This is a genomic window from Xanthobacter albus (assembly GCF_043194895.2).
Classification (GTDB): domain Bacteria; phylum Pseudomonadota; class Alphaproteobacteria; order Rhizobiales; family Xanthobacteraceae; genus Xanthobacter.
In genome coordinates, this window is the sequence record NZ_CM195532.1 from 1709367 (window position 1) to 1731578 (window position 22212).

The window sequence follows — 22212 nt, forward strand, 5'->3', positions numbered from 1 at the left end:
GCGCGACCGTGGACGAGGCCGCGCACGATCCCCTGACCGCGCTCGAGGAGCTGATGGAGGTCACCTCGGCGCTCGCCACCGAGCGTCACCTGGAGAGCCTCCTCAACGCCATCGTCAGCGCCGCCCGCCGCCTCACCGGGGCGCAGGGCGGGCGCATCCTGGCGCTCGACCACACGGGCCGGGAGATGGTGTGCCTCGTGGGCCAGAACGAGGCGGCGCCCGCCCTGGCGGGGCTCGACCGCAGCGTACCGCTCTACCGCGCCGCCAATTCCTTCGACCTCGACGACCCCAGCGTCTATGCGGCCGTGACCGGCCGGGTGGTGAACATCGCCGACGTGCGGGCCTACAGCGCCCTAGATTTCTCGCATCTGTGCGCGCGGGAGGAGGGGACGGGCTTCCGCACCCGCGCCTTCGTGGTGGCGCCGCTGCGATCGGCGGAGGGCTTCACCCTGGGCGTGCTCCAGCTCGTGAACGTGCGCATGGACGCCGGCGACGGGGTCCATGCCCTCAGCCCGCCGGCCGAGCGCATCGTGCGCTGCTTCGCCGCCCACGCGGCGGTGGCCATCTCCAACGCCCGCCTGTTCGACGAGAACCGCCGGCTGATCCGCCAGCTCGACCGGGCGCGGAGCGACCTGGAGGAGGAGAACACCCGCCTGCGCAGCGTCCAGGCAGGCCCCGCGAGCGGGGTGATCGGCGCCAGCGCGCCGTTCCAGGACGCGCTGGCGCTGCTGCGCCGCGCGGCGCCGGCCGCGGTGCCGGTGCTGCTGCTGGGGGAGACGGGCACAGGCAAGGAAGTGTTCGCCCGGCTGCTCCACGCCGCCAGCACCCGCAGCGCCCGCCCGTTCGTGGCGCAGAACTGCGCGGCGCTGCCGGAGCACCTGCTGGAGAGCGAGCTGTTCGGCTACCGGCGCGGCGCCTTCACCGGCGCCACGGCGGACCGCGCCGGCCTCGTCCATGCGGCGAACGGGGGCACCCTCTTCCTCGACGAGGTGGGCGACATGCCTCCCGGCCTGCAATCTAAGATCCTGCGCCTGCTCGGCCAGGGCGAGGTGCGCCGGGTGGGCGACACGCGGACCGAGAAGGTGGACGTGCGCATCGTCGCCGCCACCAATGCGGACCTCGCGGCCGGGATGGCGCAGGGCCGGTTCCGGGAGGATCTCTACTACCGCCTCTCGGTTTTCCCCATCACCCTGCCGCCGCTGCGGGAGCGGGGGGCCGACCTGCCGGCGCTGGTGGATCATTTCCTGGCGGGGGCCTGCGCCGGGCTCGACCGGCGGCCGCCCGCGCTGGCGCCCGAGACGCTCGCCTGCCTCGCCCGCTGGCGCTTCCCCGGCAATGTGCGCGAGCTCAGGAACATCGTGGAGCGGGCCGTGCTGCTGTGCGACGGCGACCGGCTGGAGCCGCGCCACCTGCCCGACGACCTGCGCGCCGCCTCCGCCGTTCCGGCCCCGGTGGCGCAGGCCGGCGAGGCGGATGCGGGGCTGCGCATGATGGTGCAGAATTACGAGGCCGCCATCATCGAGGTGAAGCTGCGCGAGGCCGGATGGAACCAGAGCCGGGCGGCCGACCTGCTGAAGATCTCGCGGCGCAGCCTGGTGGAGAAGCTCTCGCGCTATGATATCCGCCAGCCGCAGCGCATGTGAGAGCCAGACTGACTTGGAGCCGAGGAGGGCATCATCGACCCCCGCATGAACACCCTGTTCTCCGAGTTCCTCGCCGGCCGGCGTACCTTCGACCAGCTCGCCGCGGCCCTGCGTGCCCTGTGTCGGGAAGGGGCGGCGGAGGCGGAGGGCGCGCACGCGGAGGCGAATGCGCGCCTCTCGGCCGCCCTCCAGGAGCAGATCAACCTCGGGCGCATCCCCTATGATCTCGCCATGCTCCTGTTCCAGGAGGCGAGCCGCGCTCCGGTCGCGCCCGCCGTTCCTGCCGCTCCGTCCGCGTCCGGGGCGCCGCCCGCCGGCGACGAGGACGCCCTGCGCGAGCGTGTGGACGCGGTGGTGCTTTCCGCTCTGCTCGGCCAGTTCAAGGACCTGCGCAAGGGCGGGGAGGCGCGCGAGCGGCAGAACCAGCGCCAGCTCGACGACGCCCTGGCCTCGTTCCGCAGCGCGCGGCTGCGGCGCGACGCCCGCAGCAGCGCCGACGGGCACGGGCGGCCGCTGGTGCTCGGCCGCAGCGGGAGCGAGGAAAGCCGGGTGGGGCAGATCCTGCGCGACCGCTTCGTGCTCGATGCCGAGCTGGGGCGCGGCGGCATGGGGGTGGTCTACCGCGCCGTGGACCGGCGCCGGGTGGAGGCGGCCGGAAGCCGGCCCTATGTGGCGGTGAAGCTGCTGCACGGCGATTTCGGCGCCCACCCCGACGCCCTGCGCGCCATGGAGGCCGAGGCGCGGCGCACCCAGGATCTCTCGCACCCGAACATCGTCGCCGTCCACGATTTCGACCGCGACGGCGCCAACCCCTTCATGGTGATGGAGCTTCTGGAGGGCACCTCGCTCGACGTGCGCCTGCGCGACGATGCCGCCTTCGCGGGGAGCCCGGCCGCTTGGACCGCCATCCGCGACATGTTCGCGGGCCTCGGCCACGCCCATGCGCAGGGCGTGACCCACGCAGACCTGAAGCTCGCCAACCTGTTCCTGTGCGCGGACGGGCGGCTGAAGATTCTCGACTTCGGCATTGCCTCGGCGGCGCGGGCGGGCGATTTCGACCCCATGGCGTTCGATGCCGTGACGCCCACCTATGCCAGCCCGGAGCAGCTCCAGGGCGCCCCGCGCGACCCCAGGGACGATGTCTACGCCTTCGGCTGCATCGTCCACCTGCTGCTCACCCGCAGGCATCCCTTCAACCGCCGGCCGGCCACCGAGGCCATGGCCCAGGGGCTCGCGCCCCCGCCCATCACCGGCCTGACGGAGGCGATGCAGGGCGCGCTCGCGGCGGCCCTGTCGTTCGAGCGCGCGGCGCGCCCGGCGAATGCGGTGGCCTTCCTGCGGGCCTTCCAGGGGAGCTGACGCGGCCGCCTCGCGGCCGCTACTGCTGCACCAGCTCCACCACCGGCCTCAGGGCCTGCACGTAGTCGCATTCCGGCGCCAGGGCGGCGAGCACGCCGGAGCTGCCGAGCCGCACCAGATCCTCGTTCAGCGGCAGCACGGTGGCCACCGGGGTGCGGAAGGCGGTCCAGATGCGGTCGGACAGCTCCTTGGTGTCGAAGGCGGTGAGGGCCTTGTTCACCACCAGCAGCAGCTGCGGCACGTCGAGCCGGCGGGCCAGCTCCAGCGTCACCGCCGTGCCTTGGTAGTCCTGGTGGTCGGGCCGCAGCACCAGCAGCAGGGTGTCCGAGATGGCGATGGAAAGCAGCGTCTCCTCGTTCACGCCGGGGTGGGTGTCGATCAGCAGGTAGTCGAGGTCGAGGCGCTCGCACAAAGCGTGGAAGCCCTCGTTCAGCAGGTCCACCTCGAACCCCTCCTTCAGCACGCGGGCGATCTCCCCGGTCTGCATGCTGGAGGGCAGGAGGCTGATGCTGGCGCCGGCGGGGGCGCCTTCCGGGAACACATGGGCGGTCACGTCCACCACCGCCTGCTCGATGGCGCAGCGGCCCCACAGGTAGTCGTTGAGGGTGAAGTGGGCGGCGTCGGCGTCGAGGCCGAACAGCACGTGGATGCCGGGGGAGAGGATGTCCGTGTCCACCACCCCCACGCGCAGGCCCTGCCGGGCGAGCAGGCAGGCGATGTTGGCGGTGATGGTCGATTTGCCGGTGCCGCCGCGGTAGGAGTGCGTGGAGACGATGCGTGTCATTCCCGGTCCCTCGGTTCGGCGGCCTTGTGCCGCTCGCGCAGCGCGCGGGCGCGGCGCTGGAGATTCTGGAAGTATTCCGACTCCGCGATGGCGCCCACCTCGCGCTTGAACTTCTGGCGGTCGATTTCCACCGTGAGCTGGGCGACGGCGCTGGTGAGGGTGGCGTTTTCCTTCCGCAGCCGGCCGTTGGCCTCCTCAAGCTGCGCCTTCACCTCCTGCAGCTCCTCCACCAGCCAGGTGAGCCGGGTTTCGCGCGCCTCCACCTGCACCAGCATGAAGCCGAAGGATTCCGCCAGCTCGCGGATGGTGTCGGAAGCCTCCTCGGCGCAGGTGAGGGCAAACAGCTCGTCGGTATAGTCATAGTTGCCGCGGGCGATCTGGCGGCAGAGCCGGTCGAGCTTCTGGAGGGTCTGGGCTTCGGCGGTCTGGGCGTCCGTCATGGCGGGGACCTGCGTGCGGCGGGGAAGGCGGCGCCGGCGCGCCAGGGGGCCGGCAGGCGCTGCAGCGTCCACCGTCCGGCGAGGAAGCGGCGGGTGAAGTCCTCCACCCGCGCCGGGCGCTCGGCGGGCGCGAAGGCGAGCGCCGACCGCAGGGCACGCCAGCGGTGGGCGGCGAGCCCCTCGGGCCGGCGCGGCAGGGCGCCGGAGGCGCGCGCCGCCAGCACGTCGCGGCGTGGGAAGGGGTGGACGCCCGTGAGCACGAGATAGGTGAGGACGCCGAAGGCGAAGAGGTCGCAGGCGGGGGAGGGGGGATGGCCCTCCAGCCGTTCGGGCGCGGCGAAGGCCGGCGTCAGCGCGCCCACCATGTCGAGCAGGCGGATGGTGGAATCCGCATCGTCGGCGTCGGTGTCGAGGGGGCGGCGGGCGAGGCCGAAGTCCAGCACCTTCACGCCGCCGTCGCGGCAGATGAAGATGTTGCCGGGCTTCAGGTCGCCGTGGACGAGGCCGGAGGCGTGGGCGCGCGCCAGCGCCGCGCCCACCGCGCGCACGAAGCCGCTGGTCTGCGGCCAGTCGAGCCCGGCGCCTGCGCGTTCCTTCAGCACGGCGGCGAGGGTGCGCCCGCGCAGCAGTTCCATCACCAGGAAGTGGCTCTCCCCGTCCTGGTCGCTGTCATAGACGCGCACGATGTTGGAGTGGACCAGCTCCAGCATGCGCTGGGCCTCGCGGTGGATCAGCGTGCGGGCGGCCGTGTCGTAGGGCGCGGCGAGGGTGGCGATCTTGATCGCCACGTCGGAGCTGGGCGCGCGGGCGCGCAGGCGCACATGGTCCACCGCGTGGAACACCGTGCTCATGCCTCCCCGCCCGATCACCTGGATCAGCTCGTAGCGGTCCTTGAGGCGGATGCCAAGGTAGGGGGGCAGCACGCTCGGCCGCGCGCCGGCGCTGGCCTTGAGGGCCTGCGGGTCAACGGGGCGCGACATGGCTCGCCTCCGCCGGGTGCACGCGGACCACCACTGCCGTTGCGTCGTCGCGGGTGCCCCGCGCCACGGCCTCCGCCACCAGCTCCTGCGCGCCGGCGGCGGGCGTCGCCGCCAGCAATGCCTCGATCCGGGCCGCCGGAACGGTGCCCGAGACACCGTCCGAGCACAGCAAAAGGCAGTCGCCGGGCCTGAGATCGACGATGGCGCAGTCGATGTCCACGGCGGCGTCGGGGCCGATGGCGCGGGTGACGACCATGCGCGGCGGCGCATCGGCATGCGGGCGGCCGAGGACCGCGTGGTCCTGGGTCAGCTGCAGCAGGGCGCCCGCGCGCATGAGGTAGGCGCGCGAATCCCCGGCCCACAGGCACACGGCGCAGGCCTCGCCCACGATGGCGAGCACCACGGTGGCGCCCATGGGGCGCCGGGTCTCCTCTCCCGCCTGGAACAGGGCCGCGTTGGCGCGGGCCAGCGCCTCGCGCGCCTCGGCCACGCGGATGTCCAGGGCCGCGCCGGGGGGCACAGCGCGCTGCAGCAGCTCCGCCACCACGCGGCTGGCCACCGCCCCGTCGCACAGGCCGCCGATGCCGTCGCAGACCGCGAACAGGCCGGCTTCGGCCACCACCGCGTGGGCGTCCTCGTTCTGCCGGTGGCGCGGCCCGGCGCGGCTGGCAGCCGTGGCGGAAAGGGAGAGGGCGGCCGGCGCGGCATGCGCGGGTCTGCCCTCGGGCGTCCGGCCCGCCGGCGCTGTCATGGGCATTCGGCCCCCGCCGCCCGGGACCACCGGCCGTCCATCATGCGCAGGAACATCTCCGGCGCCGGCAGGCCGCGCGTCATCAGCCACGCGGGGGGCTCGCCCTCCCAGCCCTCGTGCCACCAGCAGGAGAGGCCCACCGGCCCGCCGGCGCCCGCGCGCAGCGACCAGGTGAGCAGGTCGGCCGCCGCCCCGCCCACCGAGGGCAGGGGGCGGCCGGTGAGCACCCAGGTGCGGTCGGCGCGGCTCGCGCCCTCCGGGGTCATGCGCCGCACGGCGTTCTCCGCCGCGGGCGGCAGCAGCCGCGCGGCGAGGCCGGGCAGGCCGGCGGCCGCCGCGTCCACGTCGAGCGCGCCCTCGATCACCTGCAGCACCATGGCCTCCATGGCGTCGGTGAAGGGGCGGGTCTCCTCGTGGAGGTCGAGGATGCCGAGCGGGCGCGCGAAGGGCGCGGCGAGGGTGAGGGGAAACGCGCGGCCGAAGCGGTCCAGCGAGGAGGCGACCACGCCGATCCACCCCTGCGGCCCCGCGAGGCCGGGATCGAGGGCGAAGCGCCAGGGCGGGCTGGTGAGGTAGGCGGCGGTCCAGGCGGCATCGGTTGGCTCGGCGCCGGTGGCCATCATGCGCGTGAGCCAGGCATCCCAGGGTGCCACGAACGACATGGGCAGGCCGCGCCGCAGGAAATCGTCCTTGGAGGGGATCTTGCCGAACAGGCCGCAGCCCGCCCCGCCGGATCGCTCCCCTCGGAGCGTGTCGGGCGGCATCACAGGTCGTCCGGGCAGCGGAAGCCGCGCAGGGCGCCGAGGGCGAAGGCGTTGTTGACGCTCGCGGCCCGCAGCTCGTAGGCCACGGCCTGCCCGTCCGGCCCCTGCACGCGCACGGTCTGGGTGTCGCCGCGGCTGCGCGCTGCGAATGCCGAGGTGAAGCGGAACAGGGCCCAGGGGCCTGTCCGCTGCACCTGCGTCTCGCGCCCCTCCACCGGGGTGAGGGTGACGGTGACGGTGCTGGCCTCGCCCTTGGTGGGCCACTCCATGTCGTAGGTGCGCGGCGCCTCGTGGCGGTAGACGATGTCGGTGCCGTCGATGCTGAGGGTCGCGCGCAGCGCGTTGGGCGAGAGGTAGACCGGCCGCACGCCGTATTTCACGAGCAGGGTGGGCCCCTTGTTGGGGAAGAAGGCCTCGCGGATCTGCCGGGCGCGGTTGAACTGGGCCAGCGTCTCCGGGCTGACGAGCGCGCGCGCGCCGTCCTGGGCAAGCGGCACGTAGGCGCCGCGCCGGTCGGCGACGAACGGCGCCAGATATTGCTGGAAGAAGCTGTCGATGGTGCCGCCGGGGCGGAAGAAGTCGGTGAAGTCGGTGAGGGTGATATCGTCCCGCGCGTCGGCGTAGACCGGGAAGCGGCGGGCGATGGCGCTCTCGCAGACGGGCAGGATTTCCTGCTTCCAGGCGTGGTTGACGTTGTCTCGCGCGAGGCCGAGCAGGGTGGCCCAGGCATTGTCGGCGACGCTTCGCAGCACGGTGCGCACCGGCTCGGGCCGCAGCGCGGAATCCGTGCGCAGGGCGCCGAACGCGTCGCCGCCCTGGCCGCGGCCCTGGGCGGCGATGATCTGGAACGCGGCCACCGGCGGCTGCGAGGCGTTGGCGACCCCAGAGAGCACCCCGTAGACATTGCTGACGAGATCGCGGATGCGCGCCAGCGCCGGCGCCTGCCCGGAGGCGCCGGGCGTTCCGAGCTGGATGAGCGGGATGAAGGGCTGGGTGATGGCCTTGCCGGGCCACGGCCCCTCGCCGAACGCGGCGCCCACGGCCGCATCCCCCGCCGCCCCCGTCGCCTGCTGGGCGAGGCCTGCTGGGGAGAGCGCCGGCGCCGGGGTGGCCTGCAGGCCGGGGCCGGTGGGGATCGGCACGTTGCTCTGCTGGCCGGGCGCCGGCAGGTCGGTGTTCTCCTTCACCGCGGCGACGAGGGCATCGAGCGGCGACTGGGGCCCGGCGAGGTTCTGCAGCACGCCCAGAGCCTGGGGCATGGTGTCGAAGCGCAGGGCGGTGATGCGCGAAAGCGCGCCCTGCCAGGCGGCGGTGTAGTCGCGCACGTAGAGGTCGGCGATCTGGCGGGCCAGCGCCTGGGCCTGCGGCTTGCCGCCGGCGCCCACCACCCAGTCGCTGCCGAGCGCATCGGACACCAGCACCGGCAGGCGCGGCAGGAAGAAATTGTAGAAGCCGGCGCGCGTGAACACGCCGGGGATCGCCAGCGCGCCGGAGGCCTGCGCCTCGGCGCCGCCGGCGAGGCTGCGCGTGCCCATCACCTGCGCGAGATCGACGCCCGCGAGCTGCGGGTTCTGGTAGCCCTCGCGCAGGAGGCGGGCATAGACCTGATCCACCTGCGGCACCGTGGAGAGCCGCGCCCGCGCCGCCTCGATCAGCCGCGCGTCGAGGGGGTAGGGCTGCGGCAGCAGCGCCACCATGGCGTCGAGGTGACCGGCGAGGGCCTTCTGGTGCTTGGGGTCCAGCGGGAAGGTGACGGCCGCCTCGTTGTTCGCGATGTCGAGCACGGCGGCGCGGTCGAAGCGGGCGGGTTCGCCGAGCATGAGATAGCCGGCGAGGGCGGCGCGCATGTCCTCCAGCGCCCCCGGCGTGCCGGTCTGGATGTCGTGGGCGATGCGGTCCTCCAGGCGCCGGGCGAAGGCGGGCAGGAGGCGGGTGACGAGGATCTGGTCATACGCGCCGCGCGCGGCGGCGCCGAGCCGGGGCGCGGCGGCAAGGCCGAGCAGGTCGGCCTTGATCCAGGAATTGTCGACCCCGGCCACCTGGGTCAGCGCTTCGCCGGTGTTCAGCACCGGCAGCAGCTCCGCATAGGTGGCGCGCGGCTTCAGGCGCTTGAGCTGGCCGTCCAGGTCCTCCATCGTCTCGCGCGTCTCGCCGATGCGCAGGTCGGCGCGGGACGCGGCCGAGATCCAGATGGAGCTGAGGGCGAGGGTGACGGCGGCGGCGCCCACGTAGGCCGCCGCGCGCATGGTGGAGAGGCTGCGCTCCAGCTTGCGGTTCACCCCCACGAGGCCCTGCTCGTCGAAGATCACGTCACTGAGCAGGCGCTTGATGAAGAAGGCCTTGCCGATGCCGGTCTGGCTGCGGCGGGAGCCGCCGGAGAGCCCGAAGTTGCGGCTCATGGCGCCGAGCAGGCGCTCCACCGGGGCGCCGGCCTGGGTGCCGCTGGTGAAGTAGATGCCGCGCAGCAGCGGCCGCATCTCGAAGCGCGAGGTTCTGAACACCTCGGCGGTGAAATGGCCGAGCGGGCCGGAGATGCTGGCGAACTCCTTCGGGAAGTTGAACATGCGGCAGCGCCGGGCGAGCGCGCGCTCCTGGTGCAGCAGCCGCATCAGCCGGCCTTCCAGGCGCTCCACCAGCTGGAAGAAATCGCGGTGGAGCTCTCCTTCCAGCTGCGTGGGCGGCATGTCGAGCGGGAAGGTCATGCCCCACACCTGGGCCCGGCTGACGTCGTCGAGCTCGCCGAAATACTCGCCGAAGCCGCTCAGGAGGTCGCACTTGGTGACGAGCACATAGACCGGCACTGCCATGCCGAAATAGCGCATGAGCTCCTGCAGGCGCTTCTTCACGTTGTCCGCGTGGGCCCGGCGCTGCGCCTCGCTGGTGGCGATGATGTCGGCGAGGCTGATGGCGACGATGACGCCGTTGATGGGCCGCCGCGGGCGATGGGTGCGCAGCAGGTCCAGGAAGCCGCGCCAAGCGGCCTTGTCGGCCTCGCTGTTCACGTCCTGGGTGGTGTAGCGCCCGGCGGTGTCGATCAGCACCGCCTCGTCGGTGAACCACCAGTCGCAGTAGCGCGTGCCGCCGATGCCCGCCACCGGGTCGTCGCCCATCTGGTCGGCGAGGGGGAAGTTGAGGCCGGAGTTCTTCAGGATGGTGGTCTTGCCGGCGCCGGGCGGGCCCAGGATCACGTACCAGGGCAGCTGGATCATGTAGTCGCGGCCGGCGGCGTTGCCGATGGCGTTCTCCTTGAGGGTGCGCATCGCGCCCTCGAAGCGCTCGCGGATGATCTCCACCTCGTCGGAGGAATGCGCGCCGGCCAGCAGGGCGAGGCCGTCGGAATCCAGCAGCGTCTTGATGGCGCGGGCATTGGCCCGGCGCGACAGGTAGATGCGGACCACCAGCCCGGCGATGGCGAGCAGGAACAGCGCCGCGATCACCAGCACGCGGTTCTCCGCCGCCGCCAGCGGCGCCGCGCCGGCGATGGAGACATGCGGCCCCACGAACCAGACGAGGATGGAAAGGCAGCACAATCCCACCAGCATCAGCAGCGTGCGGACCCGCAGGAGATGGGCGAGGAGGGCCTGGAACATCGGGCAGTCTCAGGATTGCGGGGCAACGATGTGGTTGAGACGCTGCTCGACCGGCGCGATATTCTGTTCGAGGTGGTAGGCGAACATGGAATAGATGGCGAGCAGCAGCGCCCCCGCCACCGCGAACACCACCCAGAGCGGCACGGCGGTGGAGAGCTTGCGGCGCGCCGAGACCCCGTGCCAATGGGGCGAGAGTTCGTCGGGCGCCGGCTTCACGTGGCTCTGCCAGATGCGGCCGAGCTCGTCGCGGAGCTCCTCGAGCTGGTATTGCCCGCCCTCCATGACCCGGTACTTGCCCTCGAAGCCGAAGGCGAGGCACAGGTCGATCAGCTTCAGCAGCGCCAGGTGCTGGGCCGGGCTGGCCCGCACCCGGTCCACGATGGCGAACACCTTCTCGCCGCCCCAGGTCTCGCCGTGGAACTGGTTGAGCAGGCTGTGGGCGCTCCAGTTGCTGGCGGCGCCCCAGGCGGTGGTCATCACCGCCTCGTCGATCACCGAGCACAGCACGTAGCGCGCGGCGCCCACGTCCGCCATGCGGGCGCCGAGCTTGATGGCGCGCTCGTCGAACCGCTTGATCTGCGCCACCGTCTCGGCCCGCAGCGCGGCGATGTCGGCCTGCTCCACCGCCTGCCGCAGCTGCGCCACCAGGGCCAGCAGCGGGGTCGCGGCGGCGGCGATGGCCTCCTCCGGCCGGTCGGGATCGGGCATGGCGGAAAGGCCAGGCAGGCTGCCCTCGGCCGGCGCGTCCGCCGTTGCCGGGCCCCGCAGGGGCGGGGGCGCCTCCCCCGCGCGGGCGGGCCGCGGCGCGGGGGCGCCCTCACGGCCGGTGGCGGCGCGGGGCGCGGCCACCGGCCGGTGGCCGATCACCGTCGGCTCGTCGTCCCCCATGTCGGATTCGTAGCTCACGACTGCGCCGCCCGTATCGCCCAGAATTCCATGTGCAGTTCGGGGTAGCCGCCGCTCACGTGGAAGGCGAAGGCGGCGGAGCGGGTGAGGGTGCGCCACAGCTCGTGGCCCTGGTCCAGCTCGAAGTAGACGGCGCCCTGCAGGTAGGGCAGCTCGCGCGGCGCCACCGGCAGCGAGCGCAGCGGGATGCCCGGAAGCTGCAGGTTCACGAGGTCGCGGATCTGCTCCACCGAACCCACCTTGGTGGTGGCCGGGAATTGCGCCCGCAGCACCTCGTGGGGGATGCCCGCGCTCACCACCAGCACGAACCGGCCGCCGGAGAACAGGGTGCGGTCGTTGATGGTGGCGGTGCTGATGCCGTAGCCGCGGTCCTGCAGCGGCAGCGGCACCGCGTTGCGCTCGATGACGAGGTTGAGCGCCTGGCGCAGCAGGCGCAGCACCGGCTCCAGGCTCTCCTCCAGGTCGTCGTGCGCGTAAGGCGGCAAATGCGGCGCGCGGCGGTGCTGGGCGTTGAAGGTGGCAAGCTCGCCCGTGAGGCGCACCAGCTCGCGATAAAGCACCTCCGGGTGCGCGCCGGGGAGCCGGGAGAGGTGGTGCAGCACGGCGTCCGCCGCATTGATGACCCGCAGCAGCAGCAGGTCGATGAGCCCGGCGCTGTCGGCCGCCATGCGCGAGGGGTCGGTGCGCTCGGCCAGCGCCTCGGCGCGGGCGTGCACCAGGCCGTGCACCTCCGCCAGCACCTCGCGCAGGCGGGCGGAGGCCTGGTAGTCGAGGCAGGGCGGCACATGGGTGGAGGAAAGCTTCACCTCGCCGGCGGCGGTCACCTCGGTGATGCGTGCCAGCGGCAGCAGGATGAGCCCGTCCGCCGGCTCGCCCTCCAGCACGAGGGTGGCGTTGAGGCGGCCGAGCGTGATGTCCGCCGGCTCGCGGTCCGGCGCGCTGGCGTCGCGCAGCGGCTGCTGCAGGGGGGCGAAGCGACGGCCAGCGGCGCCCGGCTCGGCGATCTCGGCGCCGTCGCCCGCCCGCGCCGGCACCGCGAGAAAAACGAGGGCCTGCTTGTGGGTGGGCGGCACCCGGCGGGGCTCCGGCGCCGGCATCTGGCCGGGCGCGTCGATGACGGAACCGTCGGGCATCACGGCCTGGCAGCGGGTGAGCGCGAACTGGCCGAGCTTGAGCAGGTGCTCGTCGATGGCGATGGCGCGCAGCCCCCAGGCATGGGGGATGAGGCCGGCGCCGCGCGCCTCCACCAGATGCTCCAGCCAGCGGTCATGCTGCTGGAAATGCTGGGGCTTGACGAACATGCCTTCGGTCCAAAGGGGTTTGCTCGTCACGGACATGCGTTCATTGACTCCGAGGCGTGGACGGGGCGGGGCGCGCGGCTACAGGCCGAACCAGCCCTTGCCGCGCGTGGCGTTGAGTTCGACGGTGACGGCGAGGCTCGTCACGGTGACAAGCAGGTAGTTGGTCTTTCCGGGCGTCAGCTCCACCAGGGCGCGCCACTGGGCGGCGGAGATGTCGCGGAAGCCGGCGATGACGCCGAGATATCTCACGTCGCCGGTGATCTCGTGGTCCACGTCGCGGGTGGCGCCGGGCACGATCTCCAGCTCCTGCTTGGAGATCATCTCGGGCCCCAGCCGCGTGACGTCGTGGTCCAGCAGCTCGAAGAAGCTCGCCGCCATGAAGTTGGTGGTGGCCTTCAGGTCATAGAGCTTGATGACCACCGGCGAGGGCACGCCCGACTGGTTGGGATTGATGTTCTCGTCGGCGCGGACGGTGATGTTGGTGGGGGTCACCACCACCGGGGGCGGCCCCGGCGTGGCGCAGGCGCCGACCGAGAGCGCGAACGGGCCGGCGAGCGCGCCCCGCAGGGCCTGGCGACGGGTGATGCGCAGCGCCATCAGGTTTCCTCCGGGGGCGGATGCCCGCCATCCTGGTTGTAGGCGCGGGCGAAGGCCCGCCCCATCTGCTCGGCGCCTACCACGTCGAGGGCGTCCACGAGCCGCTCATGCATCATCAGGTAACGGTCCCAGAGCTTCGCCTTGTCGGCCTTCCTGGCGAAGATGCCGCCGCTCGGCCCCTCTTCCTCGATATCGAAGGCGATGGCGGCCGGGCTCACCCGCTCCAGGAGGCTGGCGATGGTGGCGGGAAGGGCGTTGCCGGCGGCCATCTCGTGGCGGCACATCTCGTCGAGCATCGCCTGGGCCGCCGCGGCGGTGGCGCCGGGGCCGAAGCCGCGCCCCTCTCCGGGGCTCGCCCGGCCGCGCTGGCCGAGGGTGCGCGCCAGTGCCTCCTCCGGCGTGGCGGCGGTGACGAACGGGTTGTCCGCGCCCACGGGGCCGCCGAGCTGCAGCTCGCGCTTCAGGTGCGCCTGCATGTCGCGCAGGTCGAACAGGCCCTGGAGCACGGCCCGCAGCAGGCCCGCGACCTCGCCCAGAAGGCGCCCGCGCTCGGCGCCGGAGAGGCGGGCCGCGTCCACGCCGAGCAGGGCCCAGAAGCCGGCTTCCGCCGCCCGGCCCGGCTCCGGCGCGCCGGGCGGCGGAAGCGGCGGGAAGGCCGATCCAACCTCCATCGGCGAGACCTGGAGGGGCCTGACCTGGAGCGGTGCGACGAGAGGTGCCGCCTGGAGGGGCGCGGCGGCGAGCACCGGCGGTTCCGACGGCGTGGCCGGGAAGGGAACCGTGAGCGGCGCCCCGGTGGTGGCTTGTGCGGGGCGGGGGGCGGCCGGAGCAAGGTCGGCCGGAGCCGGGCTCGCCGGGAAAGGCTGCGCCGCCGGCCGGGCCGGCGTGGGGGGCGTGGGGGTCTTCCCCTTGCCGCGCATCCGCAGCAGCGTGACCATTTCCTCGGGGTCGTCGAGGGATGGCGGGACCTCCGCCGGCGGCGCGGCGGCGCCCGCCTCCACCAGCCGGGGAATCAGGATGGAAAGCTCGTCGAGGAAGTCGGGCGGGATCACCGCCGCCTCGGGAGGCTCGGGTGCGACGGGTGGGGCGGGCAGCGGCGGCGTCCGCGCCGACGGGAAAGGCGAGGGCGTCGCGGCTTCCGGGGCACGCGCCGGCAGCAGCGGGCGGACGGGTTCCGGCAGTGCCTCGGTCCCCGCAGCCGGATCAGGCATCAGCCGGCGCGCGCCCTGGGGCGGGAGGCCGGCGGGAAGGCCGCCCGGCCACGGCGCCCGCGGGCCGGCTTCGGCGCCGTGGCCGTCGAGATGGCGGATGCCATCGGGATGGCCGATGCCGAGGTCGCCGAAGGGGTTGTCGCCGTCCTGCAGCATGCTCGCGCCGTCGAGGGCGGCGAGCGGATCGCGGGTGGCGGGCCGGGCGCCGGGAAGGGGCTGCGGGGCGAAGTCGCTGCGGGCGGGGGGAAACGCCGAGGGAGCCCGCGCCGGCGGCGGCAGCGGGTTGGCAGCCGGCGGCCCGGCGGCGGGCGCCTGGGCCGCGCGCAGGAGCTCGACCGCGATCACATAGGTGCCGAGATAGAGCTGGTCGCCATTGACCAGAATGGCGGCATTGCCGCGCCCGAGCGGGGCGTCCGTGGTGTTGACGTAGACGCCGTTGGTGGAAAGATCCACCACCATGAAGCCATGGCCGTTGAAGCGGATCTCGGCATGGCGGGAGGAGAGGGTGTGGCTGGTGTCCGGCAGGCGCCAGTCGCAGGTGCCGGCGCGGCCGATGATGCCGCCGGCCGCGTCGAAGTCGTGCGTGGCCTGCGCACCGAGCTCGCGCCCCTGCTCGCTGGTGACGGTCAGCCTCGCACGCAGCACAACGTCCTCCCCGTCGCAGGAGCCCATCGGGCGCGCCTCGCCGGCGGCGGTCCGCCGCGAGAAGGCATCACCGCCATGGCAGACGGAAGCGGCTCGGCAGCAGGCATGCGGCCGGCACGATCGGGGACCTTATCGGTGCAAATTGCGACATGCCGATTACAGGCGCGCGCCGCCGGAGCCCGCCCGTTCACAGGCTTGCGGCCAGTCGGTCGGCGGCGAAGTCGGCCGCGCCGTCGGCGCCGGCCGGGGGCGCGAGCCACGTGTTCCAGCCGAGCCGGCCGCTGCCCAGCGCGAGGGCCGGCAGCGCGCCGGGCGCCAGCTCCAGGCGGACATCGAAGGCGAGCGGGTCCTTCAGGGCGAGCATCAGCAGCCGCAGCACGTCGGCGAACAGGGGCTGGTCCGGCAGCAGGCGGTCGAAGGTCGCCCGGTCGAGGGGGCCGACCACGAGGCGGAACTTGCCCATCCTGTCGGTGACGTCGGCGCCCAGGATGAAGTCTCCCCCGAGCTCCGGCGCGCGCGCGCCGAGCCGGGAGCGTAGCGGCGCCGGGATGGTGACGGTGCGCGCGACGAACTCCTCGATGTGCACCGGCAGGCCCGTGCAGTGGCCGATGAGCGCGGCGATGATGGAGGCCGAGAGGCTGTAGCAGCTCAGGAGGCCCACATAGGGCATCAGCATCACGCGGCGCTCGGCCGCCGGCCCCGGCAGCAGCCCCATCAGCGCCGCCGCCATCAGCGAGACCGGATCGCGCGCGCCGGCCTCGTAGCGCAGGTCGTGCCGGTGATATTTGTGCACGCGCACCAGCAGCGACACCAGCCGATGGTTGAACAGGTCGAGGAAGGTGCCGAGCACGCCGCCATCCGCGGCATCCTCGATCACCTGCTCCGTGTAGAAGGGCGGCAGCGGCGAGGACGGCCCGTGGAGGCCGAGGAAGTTCACCGTCAGCTCCACCAGCCCGCTGTCCGCATCCACGCGGATGCGCTCCACCTCGCGCGCGGGATAGCCGAGGCTCGGATTGGCGCGGAAACGCACCCGCTCGCGGCTCGGGTCCTGGGTGGCGCCGAAGGCCGGCGCATCGGGGAAGGTCTCCTCCAGCAGGCGCGTGAGCGCCAGGAAGGCCCAGGTCTCCAGGCCCTCGATGTCCGGCAGGCCCCCCTTTGGCGCGGCGGCCTCCCGCGGAAGGCGGGCGGGCGCGGCGGGGGTGTTCACAGGAGCTGCTTCACGCCCTGCCTCGGTGCCCATTCGTACCTCACGTTGCCTTCGCTGCCGCGGACGGCGAACTGGTGCATGCTGTTCACGGTGGCGAACGCGCTCAGCATGCGGTCGAGCACGCTGCCGAGCAGGAACATCTCCGCCTCGCCGCCCACCTTGCTTTCCTGGCACACCAGGGTGAAGCGACGGATGCGCGCGGGAACCCCGCGCACCATGATGTCCCCGCTCGTGTTCTCGAACCGCTCCAGGCCGGCGAGCAGCAGCGCGAGGCGCTGGCGCATCTGGTCGTCCTGCACGGCGCGGAAGTCGAAGGTGGCGATGAGCTGGCGCAGCGCCTCCACATTGGCCACGGAGCTGAAATTGCAGGCGAGCGCCGCCACCAGCCGCCACAGCAGGCCGTCGGCCAGCGGCGGCGGGATCTCCGGGGCGACCGGCGCGATGTTCTCGAACAGGACGCCGCTCGGCGTGTTGTTGCCGGGCTGGCTCACGGCGCCCGCCGGCACGCGCTCGGCGAGGCGCCCGCTGGAGCAGACGAGGCCGATGGAGACCGTCTCCGCCGCCGGCACGGCGCGCTCGTCCAGCCGGTTGACGAAGGACAGGTAGTGGTCGATCCGCCGCCCGCTCACCGCCGGCTTGGCGCGCAGGCGGTAATAGGCCCGGTGCGCGCGCTCGCCCGGCAGGTCGTGGCGGAAGGATTCGAACGGCGTGTAGACGATGCGCTCCGAGGCGCCCTGGACGTAGCCGGAGACGCCCTCCACCGCGTGGATGGAGAGCCCTTCGCCCTGGATCGGGACGAGGCGGTATTCGGTCTTGCCGCCGTCCACGCTGAGGGGGCGCGCATCGGTGTGGAAGAGGTTCACGGCCGGCGTGCAGTTGAGGCGGATGGCGCCGGGCGGCAGGCGCACCTGCTGCGGCAGCGGCCGCGCGAACTGGAACACCAGCCGCAGGCCGCGGGCCGCCGTTTGCGCCAGCGGCGCGAGGCCGGCGATGTCCACGTACAGGAACTTGTCGGGCACCAGCAGGTATTCCTGGAGCAGGCGGAAGCCCTCGATGGCGTTGCCCGGCTGCGCCAGCACCGCCTCCTCGCGTGTGAACGCGCCGGGGGTGACGGCCGTGGGCGGCAGGCTCAGCACCGTCTCCTCGCCGTGGCGCACCTGGATGCGGCGCAGGTGCGCCAGCATCCAAAGATGGAGGTGGCCCGCCTGCGCCGGGTCGCCCTGGGGGGCGAAATGCAGGCGTAGCCGGTGCTCGGCCAGGGGCGCGAAGGAGGCGTGGGGCAGGCAGTCGAGGTCGAGGGCGATCTCGGCGCCGGAGGCGGTGTTCTCCAGCGCCGGGTCGCCGAGCTCGAACGGCAGCACCGAAAGGTCGAAGCAGGTGGCGAAGGGGCAGCTCGTGCCTTCGAGCGCGCGCGAGCGCACCTGGGTTCCGCGCGGCACGCGCAGGGCGGTGCCGTCGCTACCCGGCGCATGTCGGAACGCCAGCGTCGTCACCGGCGGCACGGGCTCCAGGTAGGCGGGCCAGATGAGGCGCAGGAGATCGTGCACCAGCTCGGGCAGGTCGTTGTCGAGCCGCTGGCGCAGGGTCGCGGTGAGGAAGGCGAAGCCTTCCAGCAGGCGCTCCACGTGCGGGTCGCTGGCCTTGCGCGACAGGAAGCTGGCGAGCTTCGGATTCTCCTGGGCGAAGATGTCGCCGAGGTCGCGCAGGTAAGCCAGCTCGTCCTGGTAGTAGCGGTTCAGCGTCACGGTGTTGCGGTGCCCATGCTGGAAGGTCGGTGCGGGGTCAGTCGCTCAGGTTCACATAGCCGTTGTTGTTGAGGACGGTGTCGAACGACAGGCGCCGCGCGCCCTGTTCCAGCGCCAGGGTGGCGTGGATGCGGAAGGCGAGGTTCAGCGGATTGCTGAGGTCCGGCACATGGCGCACCGCGACCTCCGAGAGCCGCGGCTCGAACATCTCGATCTGCGCCCGCACCGCCGAGGCGATGATGGCCAGCGCGTCGGGGAAGCGGCCGACGAGGTCGTTGAAGTCCGGCATGCCGAAGTCCGGCCGGGAGAGGCAGCAATCCACCCGCGAGTTCAGGACGCAGCGCAGGTTGTCGAGGATGCTCCCCACGAGGTCGGCGGCGTGGGGGGCGGCGGCCTCCGCGTCCGGTTCCCTGAGGCGCTCGATGAGCGAGCGGTAGGTCATGAGCGTGCGGCCATGGCTGCGTCATCCCCCGGCGCGGGCGGGCGGGGAGCGCCCGCCCGCCGTCGTTTCCGGCCTCAGGCCTTGTCGAGCTTGCCCTTCAGGGTGAGGGTGAAGTCGGCGCCCATGTACTTGAAGTGGGGCTGCACGGCCATGGAGACGCGATACCAGCCGGGCTCGCCTTCCACGTCCTCCACCGTGATCTGCGCATTGCGCAGGGGGCGGCGGGAGCGCACGTCGGCGGAGGGGTTCTCCTGGTCGGCCACGTATTGGCGGATCCATTTGTTGAGCTCGGTCTCGAGCTCGACGCGGGTCTTCCAGCTGCCGATGTTCTCGCGCTGGAGCACCTTGATGTAGTGCGCCAGGCGATTGATGATGAACATGTAGGGAAGCTGGGTGCCAAGCTTGTAGTTCAGCTCCGCCGCCTTGCCTTCCTCGCTGTTGCCGAAGAACTTCGGCTTCTGCACCGAGTTGGCGGAGAAGAAGGAGGCGTTGTCCGTGCCCTTGCGCATGGTGAGGGCGATGAAGCCCTGCTCGGCCAGCTCGTATTCCCGCCGGTCGGAGACGAGGGTCTCGGTCGGGATCTTGCTCTGCAGCTGGCCCATGGACTCGAACGTGTGCAGGGGCAGGTTCTCCACCGCGCCGCCGGACTGCGGGCCGATGATGTTGGGGCACCAGCGGTAGTTGGCGAAGCTGTCGGTGAGGCGGGTGGCGAAGGCGAAGGCGGTGTTGCCCCACAGGTAGTTGGCGGTGCTGCCGGACGAGGCCTCGCTATAGTTGAAGGCCTTCACCGGGTTGCTGTCCTGGCCGTAGGGCAGGCGCAGCAGGAAGCGCGGGGCGGTGAGGCCCACGTAGCGCGCATCCTCGCTCTGGCGGAAGCTGTTCCACTTGGCATACTTCGGCCCCTCGAAGATCGACTGCAGATCCTTGAGGTTGGGCACTTCCTCGAAGCTGTCCACGCCGAACATCTGGGTCGAGGCGGCGCCGATGACCGGCGCGTGGGACATGGCGCCGACGCTGGCGAGATACTGCAGCAGCTTGATGTCCTGCGCGCCGGGGCCGAAATCGTAATTGGTGATGACCGCGCCGATGGGCTGGCCGCCGAACTGGCCGTACTCGGCCGTGTAGACATGCTTGTAGAGGCCCGAGCGCACCACCTCGGGGGAATCGTCGAAGTCGGCCAGCAGCTCGTCCTTGGCGACCGAGAGCATCTCCACCTTGATGTTCTGGCGGAAGTCGGTGCGGTCCACCAGGAACTTCAGGCCGCGCCAGGCGGATTCCATCTCCTGGAAGCCTTCCGAATGGAAGATGACGTCGAGCTGCGCGGACAGCTTCTGGTCGATGGCGGCGATCATCTGGTCGACCGCGGCGCTGTTGACCTTTTCATCGGCGCGGGCCGGCTTCATCAGCTCGGAGATGAAGGCGGCCACGCCCCGGCGGGCGACGTCATAGCCTTCGTCGGTCGGGCGCAGCTTGGTCTCCTGCAGGATCTGGTCCAGCATGGAGGCCTCTTCCAGCGTGGCCGTCCCGGTCGAAGCCTCGGCAACGGTATCAGGCGTGCTCATGGACATTTCTCCGAAAGGTTCGACGGCTTGAGCCTCGTCAAGGCCGCTCAGGCCGGCTTGTCGCCGGAGGCGGTGATCTCGGACAGCAGGCGCTGGCGGGCGGCTTCGTCGTCGATCACGCTCTGGATCATCTTGCGGAAGGCGGGCACATTGCCGAGCGGGCCCTTGAGCGCCACCAGCGCCTCGCGCAGCTCCAGCAGCGCCTTCAGCTCGGGCACCTGCCGCACCACCGCCTCGGGCTCGAAGTCCTTCAGCCGCTCGAACTTGAGATTGACCGCCAGCTTCTCGTCGGCGCCGCCGTCGTTCAGCTTGTCGTCCACCGACAGGTCCAGCGAAAGATGCTGGCTCTTGAGGACCTCGTCGAAATTGTCCTTGTTCACGTTGGAGAGCTCGCGCTCCTCCACCGGGCGCTCGTCGGGCTTTTGCGTGAAGTCGCCCACCACCAGCAGCTTGAGCGGAAGCTCGACATCCTCCTTCACGTTCCCGGTGGCGGGGCGGTAGCGGATGTTGACGCGTTCCTTGGGTACGACGGAATCAGCCATGTCCATGTTCCTCACCAGTGCCGTCAGGCGTGCATCAGCCGCACGGCGGTCCGAAGATCGAGGCGGGCGAGCCGCCGCTGGGCGGTTTCGGCGGCGGCGCGCAGGGCCGGGCCGCCCAGCAGCTTCTCCGCGGCGGGGTGGCGAAAGGCACGCAGGGCGAGGCGCGTCGCCCGCAGCGCGAGGCCGGGCTCCCAGGCGTCGAGCGCATGCCGCTCCAGTTCCGCCTCCAGGTGCTGCGCCAGCGGCAGGGCGACGCCGGGTATGTCGAGGTCGAGGCAGGCCTGCACCTCGATGATGTGAAGCTCGAACAGCGCCCGCCCGCCGCGTGCCTCGGCGCGGGCGGCGCCCAGGCGGTCCAGCGCCTCCGCCTTCTTGCCGGCGCCGACGAGCCCGCGGATCTCCTCCGCCAGCTCCGGAAGGCCGTCCGCCTGCTGCCCTTCCGCCGGCGCGCCGGCGGCGCCGGAGCCCGCCTGCTGCTCCAGCCACGCGCGGGTGGCGGGGCCGGCGAAGGGCATGCCGTTCGAGAAGGTCATCTCCGCCAGCGCGGGAAGCCGCCGCATGAAGGCGCAGGTCATCTCCACCACCGCCTCCGCCGCCAGGGCGTGGCGGCCGCCGAGGGCGGCCAGGGATTCAAAGGCGAGGCGGTTCGCGTCCAGCCAGAAGGGCGCCGAGCCGATCATCCCTTCCACCGTGCGCACCAGCGCCTCATGCTCGCCCACCCGGCCCATCACCGCGATGCCTTCCAGCCGCTCGGCCGAAGGGGCCGCGAGCTGGGTGGCGCTGCCGATCGCGGGCGGGGGCAGGGAGATGTCGAGCCACGCGGCGGCGCGGGTGAGGCGATAGCTGCGCGGATCGGCGAGATGGGTCTCGCGCAGCTGCCGTGCGTGCCGGCGCATGCTGTCGGCGAGCGCGCCCAGCGCCCGGTCGAGCTCGGGCCCGGCGGCGCCGGCGGGAACCTCGGGCGGAGGCGGGGGCGCGGCATCTGGAAGCGAAGTCGCCGGCGCGGGCGCCGCCGGGGCGGCCTGGGGCGTGGGCGCAGGGTCCGGCTGCGGGGCGCTGGCGGCGGCGGCTTGCGCCGCCTCCTGGCGCGCGCGCGCCTCGGTCGCGGCGGCGGCGCGGGCGAGGAGGCCCTTCGCCTCCTCCGCCTTGGGCCGCACGGCGCGCACCAGGTCGCCGAACGCGATCTGCTCGCGAGTGAGCTTCTGCGGGAGAAGGGTGTGCAAGTCCTCCAGCAGGGTGGAGGCGTGCGCCACGGCGGCGATGTCGTCCTCGCCCACCGCCAGGGCCGACACCACCGGCGTCAGCCGCGCCACCATCCATTCGAGGGCGCCGACACGGGCGCGTTCGCGTTTCGGGGGCAGGATATCCCACCACTCTTTCACCATGGCGGACAGCGCGTCGAGGCCGAGGGCGAGGCCGCGCCACTGCTCACTGTGGGTGAGCGCCACCGTGGTCCAGGCGCCCACCAGCAGGTCGCGGCCCTGGCTGGAGAGAAGCTCGAGGCCGATGCGCGCCACGCGCTCCCACGGCACGCCGCCGGGGCCCTCGGTCTCGATGAGGCGGACGTCCGCCTCCATCTCCTCGAACGCCGGGAGGCCGCGCACATCGGCGCCGATCGGCGAGGCGGGGGAGAGAGACAGGAGGAGCGCGGCGCTGCGCGCGTCCTCGAAGGGCGGAATGGGGTGCTCGCTCATATCCGGCCGCGTCTGCTCCAGCCCGCCCCATGGGCGAAATGGAGCGCGT

The 22212-nt window shown here is 72.5% G+C and carries 18 protein-coding genes; 2 read left to right on the forward strand and 16 right to left on the reverse strand.

All coding sequences use genetic code 11. The features are described 5' to 3' along the window. The first annotated feature begins 8 nt into the window (after positions 1-8). Both V5F75_RS07635 and V5F75_RS07640 read left to right on the forward strand, forming a co-directional pair. The gene (locus V5F75_RS07635) at positions 9-1643 is read left to right on the forward strand and encodes a sigma 54-interacting transcriptional regulator (RefSeq protein ID WP_394035567.1); all 1635 of its coding nucleotides are present in this window, start codon (positions 9-11) and stop codon (positions 1641-1643) included. Between the two features lie 45 nt (positions 1644-1688). Then, a complete protein-coding gene (locus tag V5F75_RS07640) occupies positions 1689-3002 on the forward strand; it encodes a serine/threonine-protein kinase (protein WP_394035565.1) in 1314 nt (437 codons plus the stop codon). A 19-nt stretch (positions 3003-3021) separates the two neighbouring features. Here the strand turns inward: V5F75_RS07640 and V5F75_RS07645 are convergent, their stop codons facing one another. From V5F75_RS07645 to tssA, 16 genes are all read right to left on the reverse strand, one after another. Further along, entirely contained in the window at positions 3022-3786 is a 765-nt protein-coding gene (locus V5F75_RS07645; protein WP_394035563.1) for a MinD/ParA family ATP-binding protein, read from the reverse strand. Beyond that, the gene (locus V5F75_RS07650; RefSeq protein ID WP_394035561.1) at positions 3783-4226 is read right to left on the reverse strand and encodes a hypothetical protein; all 444 of its coding nucleotides are present in this window, start codon (positions 4224-4226) and stop codon (positions 3783-3785) included. Before V5F75_RS07650 ends, V5F75_RS07645 begins: the two co-directional genes overlap by 4 nt. Beyond that, complete coding sequence (locus V5F75_RS07655; RefSeq protein WP_394035559.1) at positions 4223-5206, reverse strand: serine/threonine-protein kinase; 984 nt, start codon at positions 5204-5206, stop codon at positions 4223-4225. The genes V5F75_RS07650 and V5F75_RS07655 overlap by 4 nt, the downstream gene beginning before the upstream one ends. Continuing rightward, positions 5190-5963, reverse strand: coding sequence for a PP2C family protein-serine/threonine phosphatase (locus V5F75_RS07660; RefSeq protein WP_394035557.1), 774 nt, complete (start codon positions 5961-5963; stop codon positions 5190-5192). The genes V5F75_RS07655 and V5F75_RS07660 overlap by 17 nt, the downstream gene beginning before the upstream one ends. Then, positions 5954-6721 (reverse strand): type VI secretion system-associated protein TagF, encoded by a 768-nt coding sequence (tagF, locus tag V5F75_RS07665; RefSeq protein WP_394035555.1) that lies wholly within the window; start codon positions 6719-6721, stop codon positions 5954-5956. The genes V5F75_RS07660 and tagF overlap by 10 nt, the downstream gene beginning before the upstream one ends. Further along, the gene (gene tssM, locus V5F75_RS07670; RefSeq protein ID WP_394035553.1) at positions 6721-10311 is read right to left on the reverse strand and encodes a type VI secretion system membrane subunit TssM; all 3591 of its coding nucleotides are present in this window, start codon (positions 10309-10311) and stop codon (positions 6721-6723) included. Before tssM ends, tagF begins: the two co-directional genes overlap by 1 nt. Before the next feature lie 9 nt (positions 10312-10320). Next, positions 10321-11217 (reverse strand): type IVB secretion system protein IcmH/DotU, encoded by an 897-nt coding sequence (icmH, locus tag V5F75_RS07675; RefSeq protein ID WP_394035551.1) that lies wholly within the window; start codon positions 11215-11217, stop codon positions 10321-10323. Then, on the reverse strand, positions 11214-12518 hold the full coding sequence (tssK, locus tag V5F75_RS07680; RefSeq protein WP_509212155.1) for a type VI secretion system baseplate subunit TssK: 1305 nt from the start codon (positions 12516-12518) through the stop codon (positions 11214-11216). The genes icmH and tssK overlap by 4 nt, the downstream gene beginning before the upstream one ends. Positions 12519-12596: 78 nt before the next feature. Beyond that, positions 12597-13115 carry a type VI secretion system lipoprotein TssJ gene (tssJ, locus tag V5F75_RS07685; protein ID WP_394035547.1) on the reverse strand — a complete coding sequence of 173 codons (519 nt, stop codon included), beginning with the start codon at positions 13113-13115 and terminating at the stop codon, positions 12597-12599. Then, entirely contained in the window at positions 13115-14971 is a 1857-nt protein-coding gene (locus V5F75_RS07690) for a type VI secretion system-associated FHA domain protein (protein WP_394035545.1), read from the reverse strand. Before V5F75_RS07690 ends, tssJ begins: the two co-directional genes overlap by 1 nt. A 187-nt stretch (positions 14972-15158) precedes the next feature. Next, complete coding sequence (tssG, locus tag V5F75_RS07695; protein WP_509212156.1) at positions 15159-16178, reverse strand: type VI secretion system baseplate subunit TssG; 1020 nt, start codon at positions 16176-16178, stop codon at positions 15159-15161. Beyond that, the gene (gene tssF / locus V5F75_RS07700) at positions 16175-17923 is read right to left on the reverse strand and encodes a type VI secretion system baseplate subunit TssF (RefSeq protein WP_394035541.1); all 1749 of its coding nucleotides are present in this window, start codon (positions 17921-17923) and stop codon (positions 16175-16177) included. The genes tssG and tssF overlap by 4 nt, the downstream gene beginning before the upstream one ends. A 37-nt stretch (positions 17924-17960) precedes the next feature. Beyond that, a complete protein-coding gene (gene tssE / locus V5F75_RS07705; RefSeq protein WP_394035539.1) occupies positions 17961-18365 on the reverse strand; it encodes a type VI secretion system baseplate subunit TssE in 405 nt (134 codons plus the stop codon). A 74-nt stretch (positions 18366-18439) separates the two neighbouring features. After that, positions 18440-19927 (reverse strand): type VI secretion system contractile sheath large subunit, encoded by a 1488-nt coding sequence (gene tssC / locus V5F75_RS07710; protein WP_394035537.1) that lies wholly within the window; start codon positions 19925-19927, stop codon positions 18440-18442. Between the two features lie 47 nt (positions 19928-19974). Continuing rightward, positions 19975-20469 carry a type VI secretion system contractile sheath small subunit gene (gene tssB, locus V5F75_RS07715; protein ID WP_394035535.1) on the reverse strand — a complete coding sequence of 165 codons (495 nt, stop codon included), beginning with the start codon at positions 20467-20469 and terminating at the stop codon, positions 19975-19977. Between the two features lie 23 nt (positions 20470-20492). Beyond that, a complete protein-coding gene (gene tssA, locus V5F75_RS07720; protein ID WP_394035533.1) occupies positions 20493-22163 on the reverse strand; it encodes a type VI secretion system protein TssA in 1671 nt (556 codons plus the stop codon). Positions 22164-22212 lie beyond the last annotated feature (49 nt).

Coding starts and splice junctions, on each gene's coding strand:
- V5F75_RS07640 (WP_394035565.1), top strand. CDS start 1,689: ATGAACACCCTGTTCTCCGAGTTCCTCGCCGGCCGGCGTACCTTCGAC.
- V5F75_RS07645 (WP_394035563.1), bottom strand. CDS start 3,786: ATGACACGCATCGTCTCCACGCACTCCTACCGCGGCGGCACCGGCAAA.
- V5F75_RS07650 (WP_394035561.1), bottom strand. CDS start 4,226: ATGACGGACGCCCAGACCGCCGAAGCCCAGACCCTCCAGAAGCTCGAC.
- V5F75_RS07655 (WP_394035559.1), bottom strand. CDS start 5,206: ATGTCGCGCCCCGTTGACCCGCAGGCCCTCAAGGCCAGCGCCGGCGCG.
- V5F75_RS07660 (WP_394035557.1), bottom strand. CDS start 5,963: ATGCCCATGACAGCGCCGGCGGGCCGGACGCCCGAGGGCAGACCCGCG.
- tagF (WP_394035555.1), bottom strand. CDS start 6,721: ATGCCGCCCGACACGCTCCGAGGGGAGCGATCCGGCGGGGCGGGCTGC.
- tssM (WP_394035553.1), bottom strand. CDS start 10,311: ATGTTCCAGGCCCTCCTCGCCCATCTCCTGCGGGTCCGCACGCTGCTG.
- tssK (WP_509212155.1), bottom strand. CDS start 12,518: ATGTTCGTCAAGCCCCAGCATTTCCAGCAGCATGACCGCTGGCTGGAG.
- tssJ (WP_394035547.1), bottom strand. CDS start 13,115: ATGGCGCTGCGCATCACCCGTCGCCAGGCCCTGCGGGGCGCGCTCGCC.
- tssE (WP_394035539.1), bottom strand. CDS start 18,365: ATGACCTACCGCTCGCTCATCGAGCGCCTCAGGGAACCGGACGCGGAG.
- tssC (WP_394035537.1), bottom strand. CDS start 19,927: ATGAGCACGCCTGATACCGTTGCCGAGGCTTCGACCGGGACGGCCACG.
- tssB (WP_394035535.1), bottom strand. CDS start 20,469: ATGGCTGATTCCGTCGTACCCAAGGAACGCGTCAACATCCGCTACCGC.
- tssA (WP_394035533.1), bottom strand. CDS start 22,163: ATGAGCGAGCACCCCATTCCGCCCTTCGAGGACGCGCGCAGCGCCGCG.